This window comes from Pseudomonas sp. C27(2019), from assembly GCF_008807395.1.
Lineage (GTDB): Bacteria > Pseudomonadota > Gammaproteobacteria > Pseudomonadales > Pseudomonadaceae > Denitrificimonas.
Genome location: NZ_CP043320.1, coordinates 2903660 through 2919834 on the forward strand (window position 1 = coordinate 2903660; position 16175 = coordinate 2919834).

At 46.5% G+C, this 16175-nt stretch carries 13 protein-coding genes; 11 read left to right on the plus strand and 2 right to left on the minus strand.

The window, feature by feature from the left end; all coding sequences use genetic code 11:
- Positions 1-60 precede the first annotated feature (60 nt).
- Together FXF61_RS13360 and FXF61_RS13365 are read left to right on the plus strand one after the other, a co-directional pair.
- The gene (locus FXF61_RS13360) at positions 61-1866 is read left to right on the plus strand and encodes a phenylacyl-CoA dehydrogenase (RefSeq protein WP_151185720.1); all 1806 of its coding nucleotides are present in this window, start codon (positions 61-63) and stop codon (positions 1864-1866) included.
- 236 nt (positions 1867-2102) lie between these two features.
- Entirely contained in the window at positions 2103-3881 is a 1779-nt protein-coding gene (locus FXF61_RS13365) for an acyl-CoA dehydrogenase C-terminal domain-containing protein (RefSeq protein ID WP_151185721.1), read from the plus strand.
- A gap of 226 nt (positions 3882-4107) precedes the next feature.
- On the opposite strand, the gene msrA is transcribed toward FXF61_RS13365, so the two are convergent.
- Entirely contained in the window at positions 4108-4725 is a 618-nt protein-coding gene (gene msrA, locus FXF61_RS13370) for a peptide-methionine (S)-S-oxide reductase MsrA (protein WP_151185722.1), read from the minus strand.
- A 173-nt stretch (positions 4726-4898) separates the two neighbouring features.
- Between msrA and hemE the strand changes: the two genes are divergently transcribed.
- On the plus strand, positions 4899-5966 hold the full coding sequence (gene hemE / locus FXF61_RS13375) for a uroporphyrinogen decarboxylase (protein WP_151185723.1): 1068 nt from the start codon (positions 4899-4901) through the stop codon (positions 5964-5966).
- 76 nt (positions 5967-6042) lie between these two features.
- On the opposite strand, the gene FXF61_RS13380 is transcribed toward hemE, so the two are convergent.
- Positions 6043-6381 (minus strand): cytochrome c, encoded by a 339-nt coding sequence (locus FXF61_RS13380; RefSeq protein WP_151185724.1) that lies wholly within the window; start codon positions 6379-6381, stop codon positions 6043-6045.
- A gap of 331 nt (positions 6382-6712) precedes the next feature.
- Between FXF61_RS13380 and ampD the strand changes: the two genes are divergently transcribed.
- From ampD to FXF61_RS13420, 8 genes are all read left to right on the plus strand, one after another.
- Entirely contained in the window at positions 6713-7288 is a 576-nt protein-coding gene (gene ampD / locus FXF61_RS13385) for a 1,6-anhydro-N-acetylmuramyl-L-alanine amidase AmpD (protein WP_151185725.1), read from the plus strand.
- Positions 7285-8115, plus strand: coding sequence for a regulatory signaling modulator protein AmpE (gene ampE, locus FXF61_RS13390; protein WP_151185726.1), 831 nt, complete (start codon positions 7285-7287; stop codon positions 8113-8115). The genes ampD and ampE overlap by 4 nt, the downstream gene beginning before the upstream one ends.
- 455 nt (positions 8116-8570) lie before the next feature.
- Positions 8571-8705 (plus strand): 50S ribosomal protein L34, encoded by a 135-nt coding sequence (gene rpmH / locus FXF61_RS13395; RefSeq protein WP_151185727.1) that lies wholly within the window; start codon positions 8571-8573, stop codon positions 8703-8705.
- Positions 8706-8721: 16 nt separating this feature from the next.
- Positions 8722-9123 carry a ribonuclease P protein component gene (rnpA, locus tag FXF61_RS13400; RefSeq protein WP_151185728.1) on the plus strand — a complete coding sequence of 134 codons (402 nt, stop codon included), beginning with the start codon at positions 8722-8724 and terminating at the stop codon, positions 9121-9123.
- Positions 9116-9355: a membrane protein insertion efficiency factor YidD gene (yidD, locus tag FXF61_RS13405; protein WP_151185729.1), complete on the plus strand. Its 240-nt coding sequence runs from the start codon at positions 9116-9118 to the stop codon at positions 9353-9355. The genes rnpA and yidD overlap by 8 nt, the downstream gene beginning before the upstream one ends.
- Positions 9356-9357: 2 nt before the next feature.
- Positions 9358-11121, plus strand: a complete 1764-nt coding sequence (gene yidC, locus FXF61_RS13410) for a membrane protein insertase YidC (RefSeq protein WP_151185730.1) — start codon at positions 9358-9360, stop codon at positions 11119-11121.
- A 72-nt stretch (positions 11122-11193) separates the two neighbouring features.
- Positions 11194-12561: a tRNA uridine-5-carboxymethylaminomethyl(34) synthesis GTPase MnmE gene (gene mnmE, locus FXF61_RS13415; RefSeq protein WP_151185731.1), complete on the plus strand. Its 1368-nt coding sequence runs from the start codon at positions 11194-11196 to the stop codon at positions 12559-12561.
- 835 nt (positions 12562-13396) lie between these two features.
- A complete protein-coding gene (locus FXF61_RS13420; RefSeq protein WP_218571811.1) occupies positions 13397-16168 on the plus strand; it encodes a molybdopterin-dependent oxidoreductase in 2772 nt (923 codons plus the stop codon).
- The last annotated feature ends 7 nt before the right edge of the window (positions 16169-16175 follow it).

A 16175-nucleotide genomic window follows, 5' to 3' on the forward strand; every position in this document is an offset into this window, starting at 1 on the left:
CCTACTTACACACTGTATAGGCACACTTAATAATAAAGTCTCCAGTAGAGGTTGATAGATATGGCTGAATACAAAGCCCCCTTACGTGATATCCGTTTTGTACGCGATGAATTGTTGGGTTACCCAGAGCACTATGCAAACCTGCCTGGCTGCGAAGACGCAACACCGGACATGGTTAGCGCAATTCTTGAAGAAGGCGCAAAATTCTGTGAAAACGTTATCGCTCCTCTGAATCGCGTGGGTGATAGTGAAGGTTGCACTTGGTCGGCTGAAGGCGTTAAAACACCAACTGGCTTTAAAGAAGCGTATCAACAATATGTTGAAGGTGGCTGGCCAAGCTTGGCTCATGATGTTGAGCATGGCGGACAGGGTCTACCTGAGTCACTGGGCATTTCTATCAGTGAAATGGTGGGTCAAGCCAACTGGTCATGGGGCATGTACCCGGGCCTATCACACGGTGCAATGAACACCTTGCACGCGCACGGCACTGAAGAGCAACAAGCCACCTACTTGAGCAAACTGGTATCTGGTGAATGGACTGGCACCATGTGCTTAACTGAATCACATTGCGGTACTGACCTCGGTATGCTGCGCACTAAAGCAGAACCGCAAGCCGATGGCAGTTACGCGATTACCGGCACCAAGATCTTTATTTCTGCCGGTGAACACGATTTAGCCGATAACATCGTTCATATCGTGATTGCTCGTATCGCCGGAGCACCAGAAGGCACTAAAGGTATTTCACTGTTTATCGTGCCTAAATTCCTGCCCAATGCTGACGGTGGTGTTGGCGAGCGCAATGGCGTGCAGTGCGGCTCCATTGAACACAAAATGGGTATTCACGGCAACGCCACCTGCGTGATTAACTTTGATAGTGCAAAAGGTTTCTTAATTGGTCCAGAAAATAAAGGTTTGAACTGCATGTTCACCTTTATGAACACTGCGCGAATTGGTACTGCATTACAAGGTTTGGCACACTCTGAAGTGGCCTTCCAAGGCGCTATTGAATATGCCCGTGATCGTTTACAAATGCGTTCATTGACTGGTCCTAAAGCCCCTGAAAAAGCGGCTGACCCAATCATTGTGCACCCTGATGTACGCCGCATGCTGTTAACCATGAAAGCCTTTACTGAAGGTAACCGTGCAATGCTGTACTACGCAGCACAGCAAGTTGACATCATGCAACGCAGTAAGGATGAAGAAGAACGTAAAGCCGCAGATGCCATGCTGGCATTCTTAACACCAATTGCAAAAGCATTTATGACCGAAGTGGGTTTTGAAGCAGCCAACGAGGGTTTGCAAGTATACGGTGGCCACGGCTATATCGCTGAGTGGGGCATGGAGCAAAACGTTCGCGACAGTCGTATTTCTATGCTGTACGAAGGTACCACCGGTATTCAAGCACTGGACTTATTAGGTCGTAAAGTTCTAATGACTCAAGGCGAAGCACTAAAAGGCTTCACCAAAATCGTACACAAGTTCTGCAAAACCAACGAAGCTAACGAAGCCATTCAAGAGTTCGTTACGCCGCTGGCTGAAATCAACAAAGAGTGGGGCGAGATCACCATGAAAGTGGGGATGGCTGCCATGAAGGATCGCGAAGAAGTCGGTGCTGCATCGGTTGATTACCTGATGTACTGCGGTTATGCCTGCCTCGCTTATTTCTGGGCAGATATAGCACGCGTAGCTGCTGAAAAACTGGCTGCGGGCACTGATGAAGAAGCGTTCTACAAAGCGAAGCTGCAAACTGCACGCTTCTACTTTGCACGTATTCTGCCACGCACACGTACACACGCAGCTGCAATGCTGTCAGGTGCTGACAACCTAATGGATATGGCTGTAGAAGATTTTGCTCTGAGCTACTAAGCAGCATCTGTTGTTAACGCTGTATCAAAACCCGCTGCGTGAGATACCCACAAGGTTTATTTCATTCAGCGGGTTTTTTTATCTGCACAAACAAAACTAAACAGTCATAAAAAGAGTTTATTAGTTTCAAACGTCTATTAATGTAAACTTAAATTTCAATTTTGCTTACCCATATACTGCCTTGTGTTGTGTCGCTACACAGCTGAACTGGCGCTAATAATAAAGAGGAATGCCGCATGGCTGACTATAAAGCACCTTTACGTGACATGAGTTTTGTACTCAATGAAGTGTTCGAAGCAGGTAAGCTTTGGGCACAGCTGCCCGCCTTAGCAGAGGCAGTCGATGATGAAACAGCTGCTGCTATTTTAGAGGAAGCAGGTAAAGTTGCCGCAGGCTCAATTGCTCCTACCAACCGCAACGGCGATGAAGAAGGCTGCACTTGGCATGATGGTGTGGTCACTACACCTCAGGGCTTTATCGAAGCCTATAAGACCTTTGCCGAAGGTGGCTGGGTTGGCGTCGGCGGTGATCCACAGTTTGGCGGTATGGGCATGCCAAAAATGATCACTGCGCAAATTGAAGAAATGATTAACTCTGCCAACTTGTCCTTTGGCTTATACCCCATGCTCACTGCAGGCGCGTGCTTATCTATTCATGCACACGCCAGTGAAGAACTGAAAGAGAAATACCTGCCTAAAATGTATGACGGCACCTGGGCTGGCTCAATGTGCCTGACCGAACCCCATGCAGGTACGGATCTAGGCATCATCCGCACTAAAGCAGAACCACAAGCGGATGGCAGCTATAAAGTCACAGGTACAAAAATATTTATCACCGGCGGCGAACATGATTTAACTGAAAATATCATTCACCTAGTGCTGGCTAAACTGCCGGATGCGCCAGCAGGTGCTAGAGGCATTTCATTGTTTTTAGTACCCAAAGTGATAGTCAATGATGATGGTTCGCTTGGTGAGCGCAATGCTGTGTCATGCGGATCCATTGAGCATAAGATGGGTATTCAAGGTTCAGCCACCTGTGTGATGAATTTTGACAACGCAACAGGCTATATCATTGATGCGCCCAACAAAGGCTTAGCAGCAATGTTCACCATGATGAACTACGAGCGCCTTGGCGTTGGTATTCAGGGTTTATCATTGGGTGAACGCTCGTACCAGAGCGCCATCGAATATGCTAAAGATCGCATTCAAAGCCGTGCTCCAACTGGCCCTGTCGCGCAAGATAAACAAGCAGACCCAATCATTGTGCATCCTGATGTACGCCGTATGTTGTTAACCATGAAAGCATTGAACGAGGGCGGCCGTGCATTTTCCAGCTATGTTGCTATGCAGCTTGACATTGCCAAGTACAGTGAAGAAGCAGAAGCGAGTCAACGCGCAACAGAGCTTGTGGCGCTGCTGACACCGATTGCTAAAGCCTTCTTAACTGATGTTGGCTTAGAGTCAACCATTCATGGTCAGCAGATTTTTGGCGGACATGGCTATATTCGTGAATGGGGTCAAGAGCAACTGATTCGTGACTGCCGTATCACCCAAATTTATGAAGGCACCAATGGTATTCAATCGCTGGATTTAGCTGGTCGTAAAATTGTCGGCAATGGCGGTGCGTTTTATCAGCACTTTTCCAATGAAGTAAAAGCCTTTATTTCATCTGCTGATAGCAGTTTGGCCGAGTTTACTACGCCACTCAAAACAGCAATTGAAAACCTTGATGATTTAACCGCTTGGTTACTGGCCGAAGCTAAAAACAATCCAAATGAGATTGGTGCTGCGTCTGTTGAATACCTACAGGTATTTGGTTACACCGCTTACGCCTACATGTGGGCATTGATGGCGCGAGCTGCACAAGGCAAAGAGCAAGACGATGATTTCTATGCCAGCAAAATGGGTACAGCACGCTTCTTCTTTGCCCGCTTACTACCGCGTATTCAGTCGCTGAGCAGCTCGGTTAAAGCAGGCAGCGAGTCGCTGTATTTGCTCGATGCAGCTCAATTTTAATTAAGGAAAACACCATGCCTTGTAAGCAATTGCTTACAAGGCATGTGGTCATTTGACCACTATGTGTTTGTATTCATCTAAGTAGAATAGAGCACAAGGAAAGACGAAGGAATGCTTTTAATTATTACGGATCAATGATTAACGCCAAGCTGGCTAAAGCAAGGAAGCCAGGAGACAGTCTGCAACCCCCGCTCACGCGGGGGTTTTTTAATGCCCCGCGCTTAACTCAATACACAACCCCTGTACCACGTAAACCGCAATAGCCACTAGGGTTTTTATCCAAGTACTGCTGGTGCATGGCCTCTGCATAATAAAAAACGGGCGCTAAAGCTATTTCTGTTGTGATCTCTGCGCAACCCGCTGCAGTTAAACGTGCTTGATAATGTACACAACTGGCTTGTGCTTCCTGCAATTGTTGCTGGTCCATACAATAAATAGCAGAGCGATACTGGCTACCAATATCGTTGCCTTGGCGCATACCTTGTGTTGGATCATGTGACTGCCAAAACACCTGCAATAAATCAGCAAAACTAGTCTGCGCAGGATCAAACACAACCAGCACAGACTCAGTATGACCAGTCAAGCCAGTGCAAACCTCCTCATAACTCGGCTTAGTCGTATGACCACCGGCATAGCCTACAGCGGTGACCTGTACTCCTGGCTGCTGCCAAAAACGTCGCTCAGCACCCCAAAAGCACCCCATAGCAAATATTGCAAAATGCTGATGATCGGGGAAGGGCGGATAGATACTCTCTTGCAGAACTCGATGTTTGGCTGTCTTTTGCGGATCAGACCTGTCTTCTGCAGCAATAAATAAACTGCTATCTATTAATGTTTTATACATGCTTGGCCCTTCACTTATATGCTTAAAAATACCTCATGCGTTAAACTAACACGTCCAGCAACACCTCTGTGCAGTTGACACTAATCAAGCCAACTGCACGACATTTTTGCTGCACCGTGCCTTTTACTCGCAAATTTGCGATAATAGCCTATTAATTTCTAATGGACGCTAATATGACTGCTCTGAAAAATGATCGTTTTCTCCGCGCCCTGCTTAAACAGCCGGTTGATGTGACACCTGTATGGATGATGCGTCAAGCAGGCCGCTACCTGCCTGAGTATAGAGCCAGCCGAGCTCGCGCAGGTGGTTTTATGGATTTATGCATGAATGCTGAGATGGCATGCGAAGTCACTTTGCAGCCGCTGGAACGCTACCCATTAGATGCTGCAATTCTTTTTTCAGATATTCTAACCATCCCTGATGCAATGGGTTTAGGTTTGTATTTTGAAACCGGTGAAGGCCCGCGTTTTAGAAAAGTTGTCGATAACGCAGAAGCCATTGAAGCATTACCGATTCCTGATCCAGAAAAAGATCTTGGTTATGTTATGAACGCCGTTCGTACCATTCGCCAAGAGCTTAATGGTCGCGTGCCTTTGATTGGTTTTGCCGGTAGCCCTTGGACCTTAGCCACTTATATGGTTGAAGGCGGCTCATCCAAAGATTTTCGCAAAAGCAAAGCGTTGCTCTACGATGACCCACAAGCTATGCACATGCTGTTAGACAAGCTGGCGCAATCTGTGACCAGTTATCTTAATGCGCAAATTCTTGCTGGTGCACAAGCCGTACAAATTTTTGATAGCTGGGGTGGTAGCTTATCGTCAGCGGCATACCAAGAGTTCTCATTGGCGTACATGCAAAAAATCGTAAACGGTTTAATCCGCGAAAATGAAGGCCGTCGTGTGCCGGTGATTTTATTCACCAAAGGTGGCGGTCTATGGCTTGAGTCCATGGCGGATACTGGCGTTGAAGCTCTTGGCTTAGACTGGACTTGCGATATGGGTGTTGCACGCCAACGTGTTGGCGACAAAGTAGCACTACAAGGCAACATGGACCCGACTGTGCTGTATGCCAACCCAGGCGCAATTGAAAAAGAAGTTGGCCGTATTCTAGAAAGTTACGGTTCAGGCCCAGGTCATATCTTTAACCTTGGCCATGGTATTACGCCAGAAGTGAAGCCAGAAAATGCGGGTGCATTTATCAATGCCGTGCATGACTTATCTGCTAAGTATCACCAAGGCTAAACCCTGTTATGTTAGAAAGATTAAGGCCGCCATCTAGCGGCCTTAATTGTTTCTAGGGTGCAACCTTTGTTAACTATTAACGCTGCAAATCTCGCACCACATCAACCAATGCTTGCAGCTCAACAACACTGAGCTTATCAGCATAAGATGGCATCATCCTGCGACCGCCTGCTATGGCTGCATAGATGTCAGCATCCAGCGTTTCTGCCTGCCAAGCCGCATTAGTTAAGTTTTGAGAAAAGGTAAGCAGTCCAATAAAGGTGTTGGAGCGCCCATTTTTACCATGGCACTTAGCACAATACTCAGCGTACAAAGCAGGGCCATCAGCGACTAAACCGTCCATTTGCTGTGCCTGCCCAGCGTATGAAACAAACAAAGCAGCCACGGCCAGTAGGCACTTCATGTACTTTTGCATAATCACCTTACAAAGCAGTACTGGTTACCTCACCGGTAACCCAGTAATACATTCTGCAGCTTTTATTTGATGGGTGGTTACAGTAACTCTCCCCCGATTAATCATCACCTTAGCATAACTTAGAGCATGAATTGATGCAGTTTGCGACCTCCACTAGCATCTCTTTAAAGCATTTTTTGCCATCCTGTATAAAACCATATTATAAGTATTGAAATACGGCAGTTTATGCCTATGCTCTAGTTAACACATAAAGCCACTTACAACACGGATAAACACCGGTTAAAAATGGTGCGCTGCTTACTGTTAGTAAATAAAAACCACAGGACATCTTATGCACGCTTTACAGGCTTTAGCGCTAGATCCCAGCACAGGCTGGCTGCAAGGTGCACAGCATCTACCGTCTAATAACTGTAATGCTCGGCCAAGCTCTGAAATTTCCTTACTGGTTATCCACAACATCAGTTTACCACCAGGGCAATTTGGCACAGGTATGGTTGAAGCCCTGTTTACCAATCAACTGCCTGTTGCTGCACACCCTTACTTTGCAGGCATCGCACATTTAAAAGTATCTGCTCATTTTTTCATCAAACGTGACGGTTCTATTACTCAATTTGTCAGCTGCTTAGATCGTGCTTGGCACGCAGGTGTATCGCAATTCAATCAACGCGAAAACTGTAATGACTTCTCACTCGGTATAGAGTTGGAAGGGGAGGATGATCTTGCCTATAGCGAAGCCCAGTACTACAGCCTCAATCAGTTGGTCGATGAACTGACTAAACATTACCCTATGATTACTGCAGACCGTATCTGTGGACATAGTGATATTGCCCCTGACCGAAAAACCGATCCTGGCCCCGCGTTTGATTGGCAACGTCTACAGGTTAAATATCATGGAGAAAACGCATGAGCTTTCTAGTTTTAATCCTAACCATACTGATTGAAAAACTATCACACTGGCGTAGCGCATTACAAAAAGATCAATGGTGGTATGAACAACTCAAGCGCAGCACAAAACTACTGCCTAAGCAGCATACATTGGCGTTATTACTGGCGCTGAGCTTACCTATTATTGGCTTGGCAATACTGTTGTTTGTTCTAAAGTCACTGTTGTATGGCTTGCTATTGATTCCTGTACATCTGGTTATTGTTTTATATAGCCTAAACCGTGGCGATATACGCACAGCTTTAGGCCCTTTTCGCGATGCTTGGCGGCGCCAAGATACCCATGCAGCAAGCTTAGCCGCACAGCGCGATCTACTCATTCAGTCAGAGGAGCCAGCAGGCCTTTTACAAGCGGTACAAGGCTATTTGCTGTGGCAAGGCTACCAAGGCTTCTTCGCCATTGTTTTCTACTACTTGCTGGCTGGTCCTCTTGCTGCATTAACCTATCGCTTATTGGTCCTTAGCGCCGAGCAAGCTCAGTGGCCTGAAGCCGCAGGCCGAGCCACACGTCTTCTGCATATTTTAGATTGGCTACCAGCACGATTGCTGGGTGCAAGTTTTGCATTAATTGGTAACTTCATCACCGTTAACCGTGCGCTGATGCATGATTTGCTCTGTATAAATAAACCTGCCGACGCCCTTTTAAGTGAAGCAGGCCGCGCAGCTGTTGAAGCAGAGAGTGACGCTTTAGGTGAAAAAGGCACCCGAACTTTAGATAATATCTGGCTACTTTTAGTCCGCTCAGCGGTACTTTGGTACGCCTGTGTTGCCTTATGGATACTATTTTTCTAGTTGAACGCATAGCTTTAAAGCGCTTAAGCCCTGTGGAGAACCCCACTTAGGCCTAGGGTAATAACCTGTGGATAAGACTGTTGAAAAGCAGGCTGTGGATAACTCGCCTACTTATACACAGCTTATTCGACTAAAACGCACACCTAGAGCACCCCTTTAGCACAGACTATAAAATCCTGTAACGCTATGATTTATAAACGATTAAATAGTTTATCAACAGAATATTGTCTCAGTAGTAATTACAGCAGTAATAAGCTTTATATCTTCTTTTCTAATTCAATCTACTACTCAGCAAGCAATGAAAAGCAGGGTTTTTTAAAAAGAAAAACAGTACTTAATAAACAAATGCCGCAGATAATTGACCTAAGCCTCAGTTTTCAATAGAATTGCCCGTCTATTTAACGGGGACCACTTTGGGCCCCCTTTTTGCCCAAGAAGTCACCAGGTAGCGAATCATGAAACGTACATTTCAACCCAGCACTCTAAAACGCGCTCGTAACCACGGTTTCCGCGCACGTATGGCAACAGTTGGCGGTCGCGCTGTTATTAAGCGTCGTCGTGCAAAAGGCCGTAAGCGCCTGAGCGCATAATCCAATCGAGCACAGCATGAATCTAGGCTTTGGCCGAGAAAAGCGTTTGCTGGTACCTCAGCAGTTCAAATCTGTCTTTGATTCAGCAACATATAAAGTGCCAGGCAAAAGTGTCTTGTTACTTGCTCGTGAAAACCAACTCGAACATCCACGTCTCGGGTTGGTTATTGGAAAAAAAAGCGTAAAACTTGCTGTTGAGCGCAATAGAATAAAACGTCAAATACGAGAATCGTTTCGCCATAATCAACATATTTTGAATGGTGTAGATATCGTAATTGTTGCCCGTAGGGGTATTGCTGACTTGTCTAATATTGAGCTTCGACAGCAGTTTGATAAAATGTGGAAACGTTTGGCACGCCAGCGTTTATCCGCATCACAAGCAACACCTTCTGATTTAGCAGGGCAAAGTAATGCGTAAGTTGGTTATCTTGCCAATTAAATTTTATCGCTATGCAATCAGTCCTATGATGGCAAGTCATTGCCGTTTTTATCCCAGTTGTTCGTGTTACGCCATTGAAGCTATTGAGCAGCATGGTGCGATGCGTGGCAGCTGGTTAGCTATTCGACGACTTGGACGTTGTCATCCTTGGAATGCGGGCGGTTTTGATCCCGTACCAACTCCTTCCTGTTCATCTTCTACGGCCGAGTAATTATGGATATCAAACGTACGATCCTGCTCGTAGCCTTAGCTGTTGTGTCTTATATGATGGTTCTTCAATGGAACCAAGACTACGGCCAGGCACCAGTAACAGCTGCAACTACACAATCAAATTCAGTCAATTCGCAGTCTTCTGTTAATGATTCTGTACCGCAAAATACAGCACATGCTGCGAATAATGATGACCTGCCGATTGCTGTAAATGAGCTGACTCAAGATCCGACGTTAACCAACAATGTTGTTAGCGATAACTTGATTTATGTACAAACCGATGTGCTGCAGTTAGCCATTGACCCAAATGGTGGTGATATCGTTGAGTTAAAACTCAGCCAATACCCTCGCAATGCATCCAACCCCGATATTCCATTGCAGTTATTTGAAAACAGTAATGAGCGAATCTATGTTGCACAAAGTGGTTTAGTTGGCGCTAATGGACCTGATGCGCGCCCCAGTGGCCGTCCTGTTTATAGCGTTAGCCAACAACACTTCAGTTTGGCAGACGGGCAAAACGAGTTAAACGTTGATCTGTCCTTTCAAGAAAATGCTGTAAATTACACCAAGCGCTTTACCTTTCACCGTGGTTTAAGCACCGAATGCTCTGCACGTGAAATCAGTCAGCGTAAAGTTGAGTGCATTAATCAGCAGGCGTATCAAGTTCAACTGACTTACTTGATTGACAACCAAAGCGATCGTGATTGGCAAGGTAATTTATTTGCCCAACTCAAACGTGATGGTCAAGGCGACCCTTCATCTACCACTGCCACTGGTACTGCAACCTATTTAGGTGCAGCATTGTGGACAGCAGAAGAGCCTTACAAGAAATTATCCATGAGCAATATGGATGATAAAAAATTCAGTCAAGCCATTCAAGGTGGCTGGGTTGCTTGGTTGCAACATTACTTTGTTACGGCCTGGGTTGCTGATTCAGAGCAAACCAACCAAGTGACTACGCGTAAAGACTCGCAGGGTAATTACATTATTGGCTATACCACGCCAGCATTAAGTGTTGCTCCAGGTCAGCATGCGCAAGCCAGTGCAATCTTATATGCCGGTCCTAAAATTCAAAGCCATTTGAAAAACCTTTCACCAGGCCTTGAGTTGACAGTTGACTATGGTTTCCTTTGGTTTATTGCTCAGCCTATTTTCTGGTTATTGGGTGTTATCCACAGCATTTTAGGTAACTGGGGTTGGTCAATTATTGTCCTGACCATCTTAATTAAGTTAGCTTTCTTCCCACTGTCTGCTGCCAGTTACAAATCTATGGCACGTATGCGCGCTGTTGCGCCAAGAATGGCAGCGTTAAAAGAAGAACATGCTGGTGATCGTCAAAAGCTGTCACAAGGCATGATGGAGCTGTACAAAAAAGAGAAAATTAACCCTCTGGGTGGCTGCTTACCAATTTTAGTACAGATGCCAGTTTTCCTCTCTTTGTACTGGGTATTGCTGGAAAGCGTGGAAATACGCCAAGCACCCTTTATGTTCTGGTTAACTGACTTGTCGAGCAAAGATCCGTTCTTTATTCTGCCAATCATCATGGGTTTGAGTATGTTTGTACAACAACAACTCAACCCAACACCACCGGACCCAATGCAAGCTAAAGTAATGAAGCTGCTGCCGATTATCTTTACTTTCTTCTTCCTGTGGTTCCCATCAGGTTTGGTATTGTACTGGGTGGTCAACAACGTCCTGTCGATTGGTCAACAGTGGTATATTACTCGCAAGATTGAAAAATCAATGGCGGCCGCTAACGCAAGTTAGTCGAACCTAGCGAGTTCACAACGCCCCTTTTTAGGGGCGTTGTGCTTTGTGATTAGTGTTGAGGAAAACCTTATGCCAATGTCGCGTGACACCATTGCTGCTATTGCCACGGCACAAGGCCGTGGCGGGGTAGGGATTGTTCGAGTCTCAGGTCCATTGACCAAGCATATTGCTGAGCAGATGACAGGGCGTTCATTAAAACCGCGTTACGCGCATTACGGTCCTTTCTATACGGATAACCAGCAAGCCATTGATGAAGGCTTAGCCCTCTATTTTGTTGGCCCTAACTCCTTCACCGGTGAAGATGTATTAGAACTGCAAGGCCATGGCGGGCCTGTGGTTTTAGATATGCTGTTGCAGCGCTGCGTTGAGCTTGGCGCGCGCTTAGCACGACCCGGCGAGTTCAGTGAGCGTGCTTTTCTTAACGATAAACTCGATTTAGCCCAAGCTGAAGCCATAGCCGACTTGATTGAGGCCAGTTCAACTCAAGCCGCACGCAATGCTTTGCGTTCGTTGCAGGGCGTGTTTTCTCAGCGTGTTAATGCGCTCACCGAACAATTAATTGCTCTGCGTATTTATGTGGAGGCGGCAATTGATTTTCCAGAAGAAGAAATCGACTTCTTAGCCGATGGCCATATATTACAATTGCTAACTGCTGTGCAAAAAGAGCTAAAAGAGGTGGTGCGCGAAGCTGGTCAAGGCGCGTTATTGCGTGATGGTATGAGCGTCGTAATTGCCGGTCGACCCAACGCCGGAAAGTCCAGTTTGCTCAACAGTTTGGCCGGTTATGAAGCAGCCATTGTGACCGATATTGAAGGCACAACGCGGGATATTTTACGTGAACACATTCATATTGATGGTATGCCGTTGCATGTCACAGATACTGCCGGTTTGCGCAGCACCGCTGATCAAGTTGAAAAAATCGGTGTCGAACGGGCATTAAAAGCCATTAATGAAGCTGATCGTATTTTATTGGTGGTAGATGCCCATTCTGCAGAAGCCAATGATCCTTTTTCCTTGTGGCCAGAGTTCTTAGATAGCACGCCGCACCCAGAGAAAGTTACCTTAATCCGTAACAAAGTGGACCTTTCCGGTGAATCTATTGAGATGCACAGCAATGCCGATGGTCATGTCACTATTAATTTGTGTGCACGCAGCGGGGAAGGTGTAGAGCTGCTACGTGAGCATTTAAAAAGTTGCATGGGTTACAGTCAAACTGCTGAAAGCAGCTTCAGTGCTCGCCGTCGTCATCTCGATGCGCTGCAGCAAGCTGAGCAATGCTTAGCGAATGGCTACCAACAATTGACCCAGGCCTCTGCCGGAGAGTTATTGGCTGAGGATTTGCGTATGGCACAACACGCCCTAGGTGAAATCACCGGCGAATTTAGCGCAGATGATTTGCTAGGGCGTATTTTCTCAAGTTTTTGTATCGGTAAATAAAGCGTGTTCAGTTGGCCACTCGGCAGTGGGATAACTCATCCATTGGCCACATTTAGAATTTACCCGCTGTAAACTGGAAGTTAATAAATATAGCTAAGATGCCTAAAGAAAAACGCGAAGCGTCGCAGCAAGCGTTAAAGAAAATATTAGGCCTGTAAGGCTGGAAGAGTTGTCCATAACGGGCAAAAAAAGGATTAACAAGCGAGCAGCATGATGTTTCAGGATGAAGAGTTAAAAGTAGAGCAGTCCGCCATTTCCTTCATCGTTGGCAATAGTAATGAGCGAGCATGTCGCTCGCACTAAGCATGAGACCACAGCAGCGGAGAAAAAGGCAATTGAGTGCTGGCAGCGTTCCCCGAATCGCTGGGAAGTTGAATGCCACCCTATTTTCTCAACGCCTAACGCAGTATTCCCATCAGCGTGTATCAAACGGCTGAAATAGCGCTTTGCAGCCATTTATTACGCCACTATCTGACCTCAAGATGACCTGAGTCAAAGAGTTATCAGGGCAAGCTTTTATGCTTGCCTATACATGTTTAAGCGTATTTTCTTTGTGCTAAATATATACACAGACTACGCAGTCATTGATAATCAAAGGCATGCAGCAGTTAAAGAACATAGACAATCACTTTGTTTTTAGTGTTGTTCTAAGACCTATGTTCAATGCTGCAATGTGTCTCAAAGTAATGACACTCAGCTCAAGCTTTATCGTGCAGTATCGATCGGTGATGTTCACGAAAGCTTAAGTAAAAATAATGTGACGATGCAGTCACCTGATAGCCATCACCGTACTTAGCCCGGTCGATCGGCAATCACTGTCGATGAGGAGACAACCATGGGAATGTGGAAACTTAAGCGCAGGGATTTCCTAAAAGGGGTGGGCCTTACTGGTACAGGGGTTATGCTCAGCGGTAATGTTTGGGCACTCAACCGTTTAGAACCTGTTGGCGATACGCTCGCCACTGAATACCCATACCGCGCCTGGGAAGACCTGTACCGCAACGAGTGGGCATGGGATAAAGTAGGCCATGCTGCACACTGTATTAACTGTATGGGTAACTGCGCATGGGATGTATACGTCAAAGACGGCATCGTTGTCCGTGAAGAGCAGATTGCCAAATACCCACAGATACACGATGACATACCTGACGCTAACCCACGTGGTTGTCAAAAAGGTGCAATTCACTCCACGTCCATGTACGAAGCTGACCGTCTGCGCTATCCACTGAAGCGTGCTGGCGAGCGTGGTGAAGGTAAATGGCAACGTATTTCTTGGGATCAAGCAACTGAAGAAGTGGCCGACAAAATCATCGATATTTTTGTCAAACACGGCCCAGGCAAGCTTAAAACTCACCAAGGTTCGGGTAACCAAACCATGGTTCGCCATTCAGGCCCCGCGCGTTTTGCTGCCCTAGTCGGTGGTATTCAGCTTGACGGTTTTACTGTCGTGGGCGATTTGATGACCGGTGCCCATTTGGCCTACGGTAACCCACTGGAAAGTTTTTCCTCTGATGCTTGGTTTGATGCAGATTACATCATGCTCGGTATGATCAACCCGAACGCAACCCGTATCCCAGATGCTCACTATATCTGGGAAGCCAAATACAACGGCGCGCGCATCACCAGTACTGCACCGGATTATAACCCCAGCGCCATTCACACCGACCTTTGGATGCCAATTGAGCAGGGTTCTGACCCCTTCTTGGCGATGTCATTTGTCAACGTAATCATTGAAGAAAGACTGTTCAAACCTGATTTCATGAAAGAGCAGACTGACTTACCGATGTTAGTACGCATCGATAACGGCAAGCTACTGCGTGAAGCTGATTTGGAGGAAGGTGGTTCAATCGAAGTGTTCTATCACTGGGATCTGAACACCAAGCAAGCAGTTAAAGCTAAAGGCTCAATGGGCGACGACACTAAAACCCTAGAATTGGGCGATGTTGATCCAGCGATTGAAGGCACCTTCGAAGTGGAAGGCATTGCCGTCACCACATCGTTTGAGTTTGTGAAAAAAGAAGCGGCGAAATATACGCCAGAAAATACCCAGCAACACACAGGTATTCACCCTGATATCGTGCGTCAAGAAGCACGTTTGCTGGCAAAAGCTAAAAAAGCCATCATCATGCTGGGTTACATAACTTCAAGTTACTCAAACTGCCTATACACAGGTTGGGGCTATGCATTGACACTGGCTCTGACTGGTCACGGTGGTCGTACAGGTGGTCTTGATACCTCTTGGGTTGTTTGGAATCACCCGCGCTGGTGGGAACTTGCCGGCTTTGAAGGCAAAAAATCAGCCCGCCTGGAAGCAGGTGGCTTAGGTGAGTTCTTACGTGGCGGCATGATGGAAGGTGCGCGTAAGCACTTTGATAATAAAAAACTGAAAGAACGCGTCGGCTTCGATCTCGATGAGATGGAAGAGATGATGAATGAATCAATGGAAAAAGGCTGGATGCCTTACTACGGCGAAATCAAAGGTATGATTTCGATCGCAGATAACACGTTCCGTCGTAACAAAATGTCGGAAAAATACCGCGAAGAACACTTGCGTCAAGCTGAAGAGTTGTATGTGAACATTAACGTGCGCATGGACTCCACTGCTGAATGGGCAGACTATGTATTGCCAGCTGCAAGTCATTATGAAGCATGGGATATCCGTACTCAGGGTTACCACCGTTTTGCTAACATCTTCACCCGTCCGGTAGAGCCAGTAGGTGATTCTAAGCCAGACTGGGAAATCATGGCGTTGTTGACCAAGAAAATTCAGGAACGTGCGATTGCCCGTGGTATTGGTCCGATCCAAGATGGTGATGTTACTCGTGATCTGCATACCATTCACGATGACTTTACCCGTAATGGCACACTGAACACGGATTACGATGTACTCAAGCACATTATTGAAGACTCGCCTGAGTTCGGTGGTGTGACCATCGAAGAAGCCGCTGAAAAAGGCTTTATTGTAATGAACGAGCACGCTGGTCTGAACCAGCCTCTTGAGTCAGATCGCGGCTATGACCCGTTCACCGCGCAAACCGATGGCAAGAAGCCTTATGACACACTCACCGGTCGTATTACATTCTATTGTGACCACCCATGGTTTGAGAAACTGAAATCTACCGTACCAACAGCGCGATTACACGCGGGGCCTAAGGCATCTAACTATCCGTTAGAGTTCTATTCACCGCACGCTCGCTGGGGTATTCACTCCAACTGGCGTAGTAATAAATACCTCCTACGTCTACAGCGTGGTGAGCCGAATATTTACATCAATCCGCAGCTGGCTGAGCAACGGGGTATTAAAGACGGTGATACGGTACGACTGTTCAACGCTAACGGTGATTTCTTCGCACAAGCGAAGTTCTACCCAAGTATCCCAGTGAACTCGATCATGATGGAGCATGGATGGGAGCCGCATCAGTACATTCATCGCAGAAATATGAACGTTTCCAACGCAGTATTCTTGCAGCCACTAGAGCTTGCAGGTGGCTGGGGACATTTGAAGTTTGTTTATTGCGGATGGAACGCCAACCAGCACATCCATGAGAGCTGCTACGACATTGAGCTGGCAAAACCCGAAGATATTAACGACCCAAGAGCCGTTTAAGAGGAGA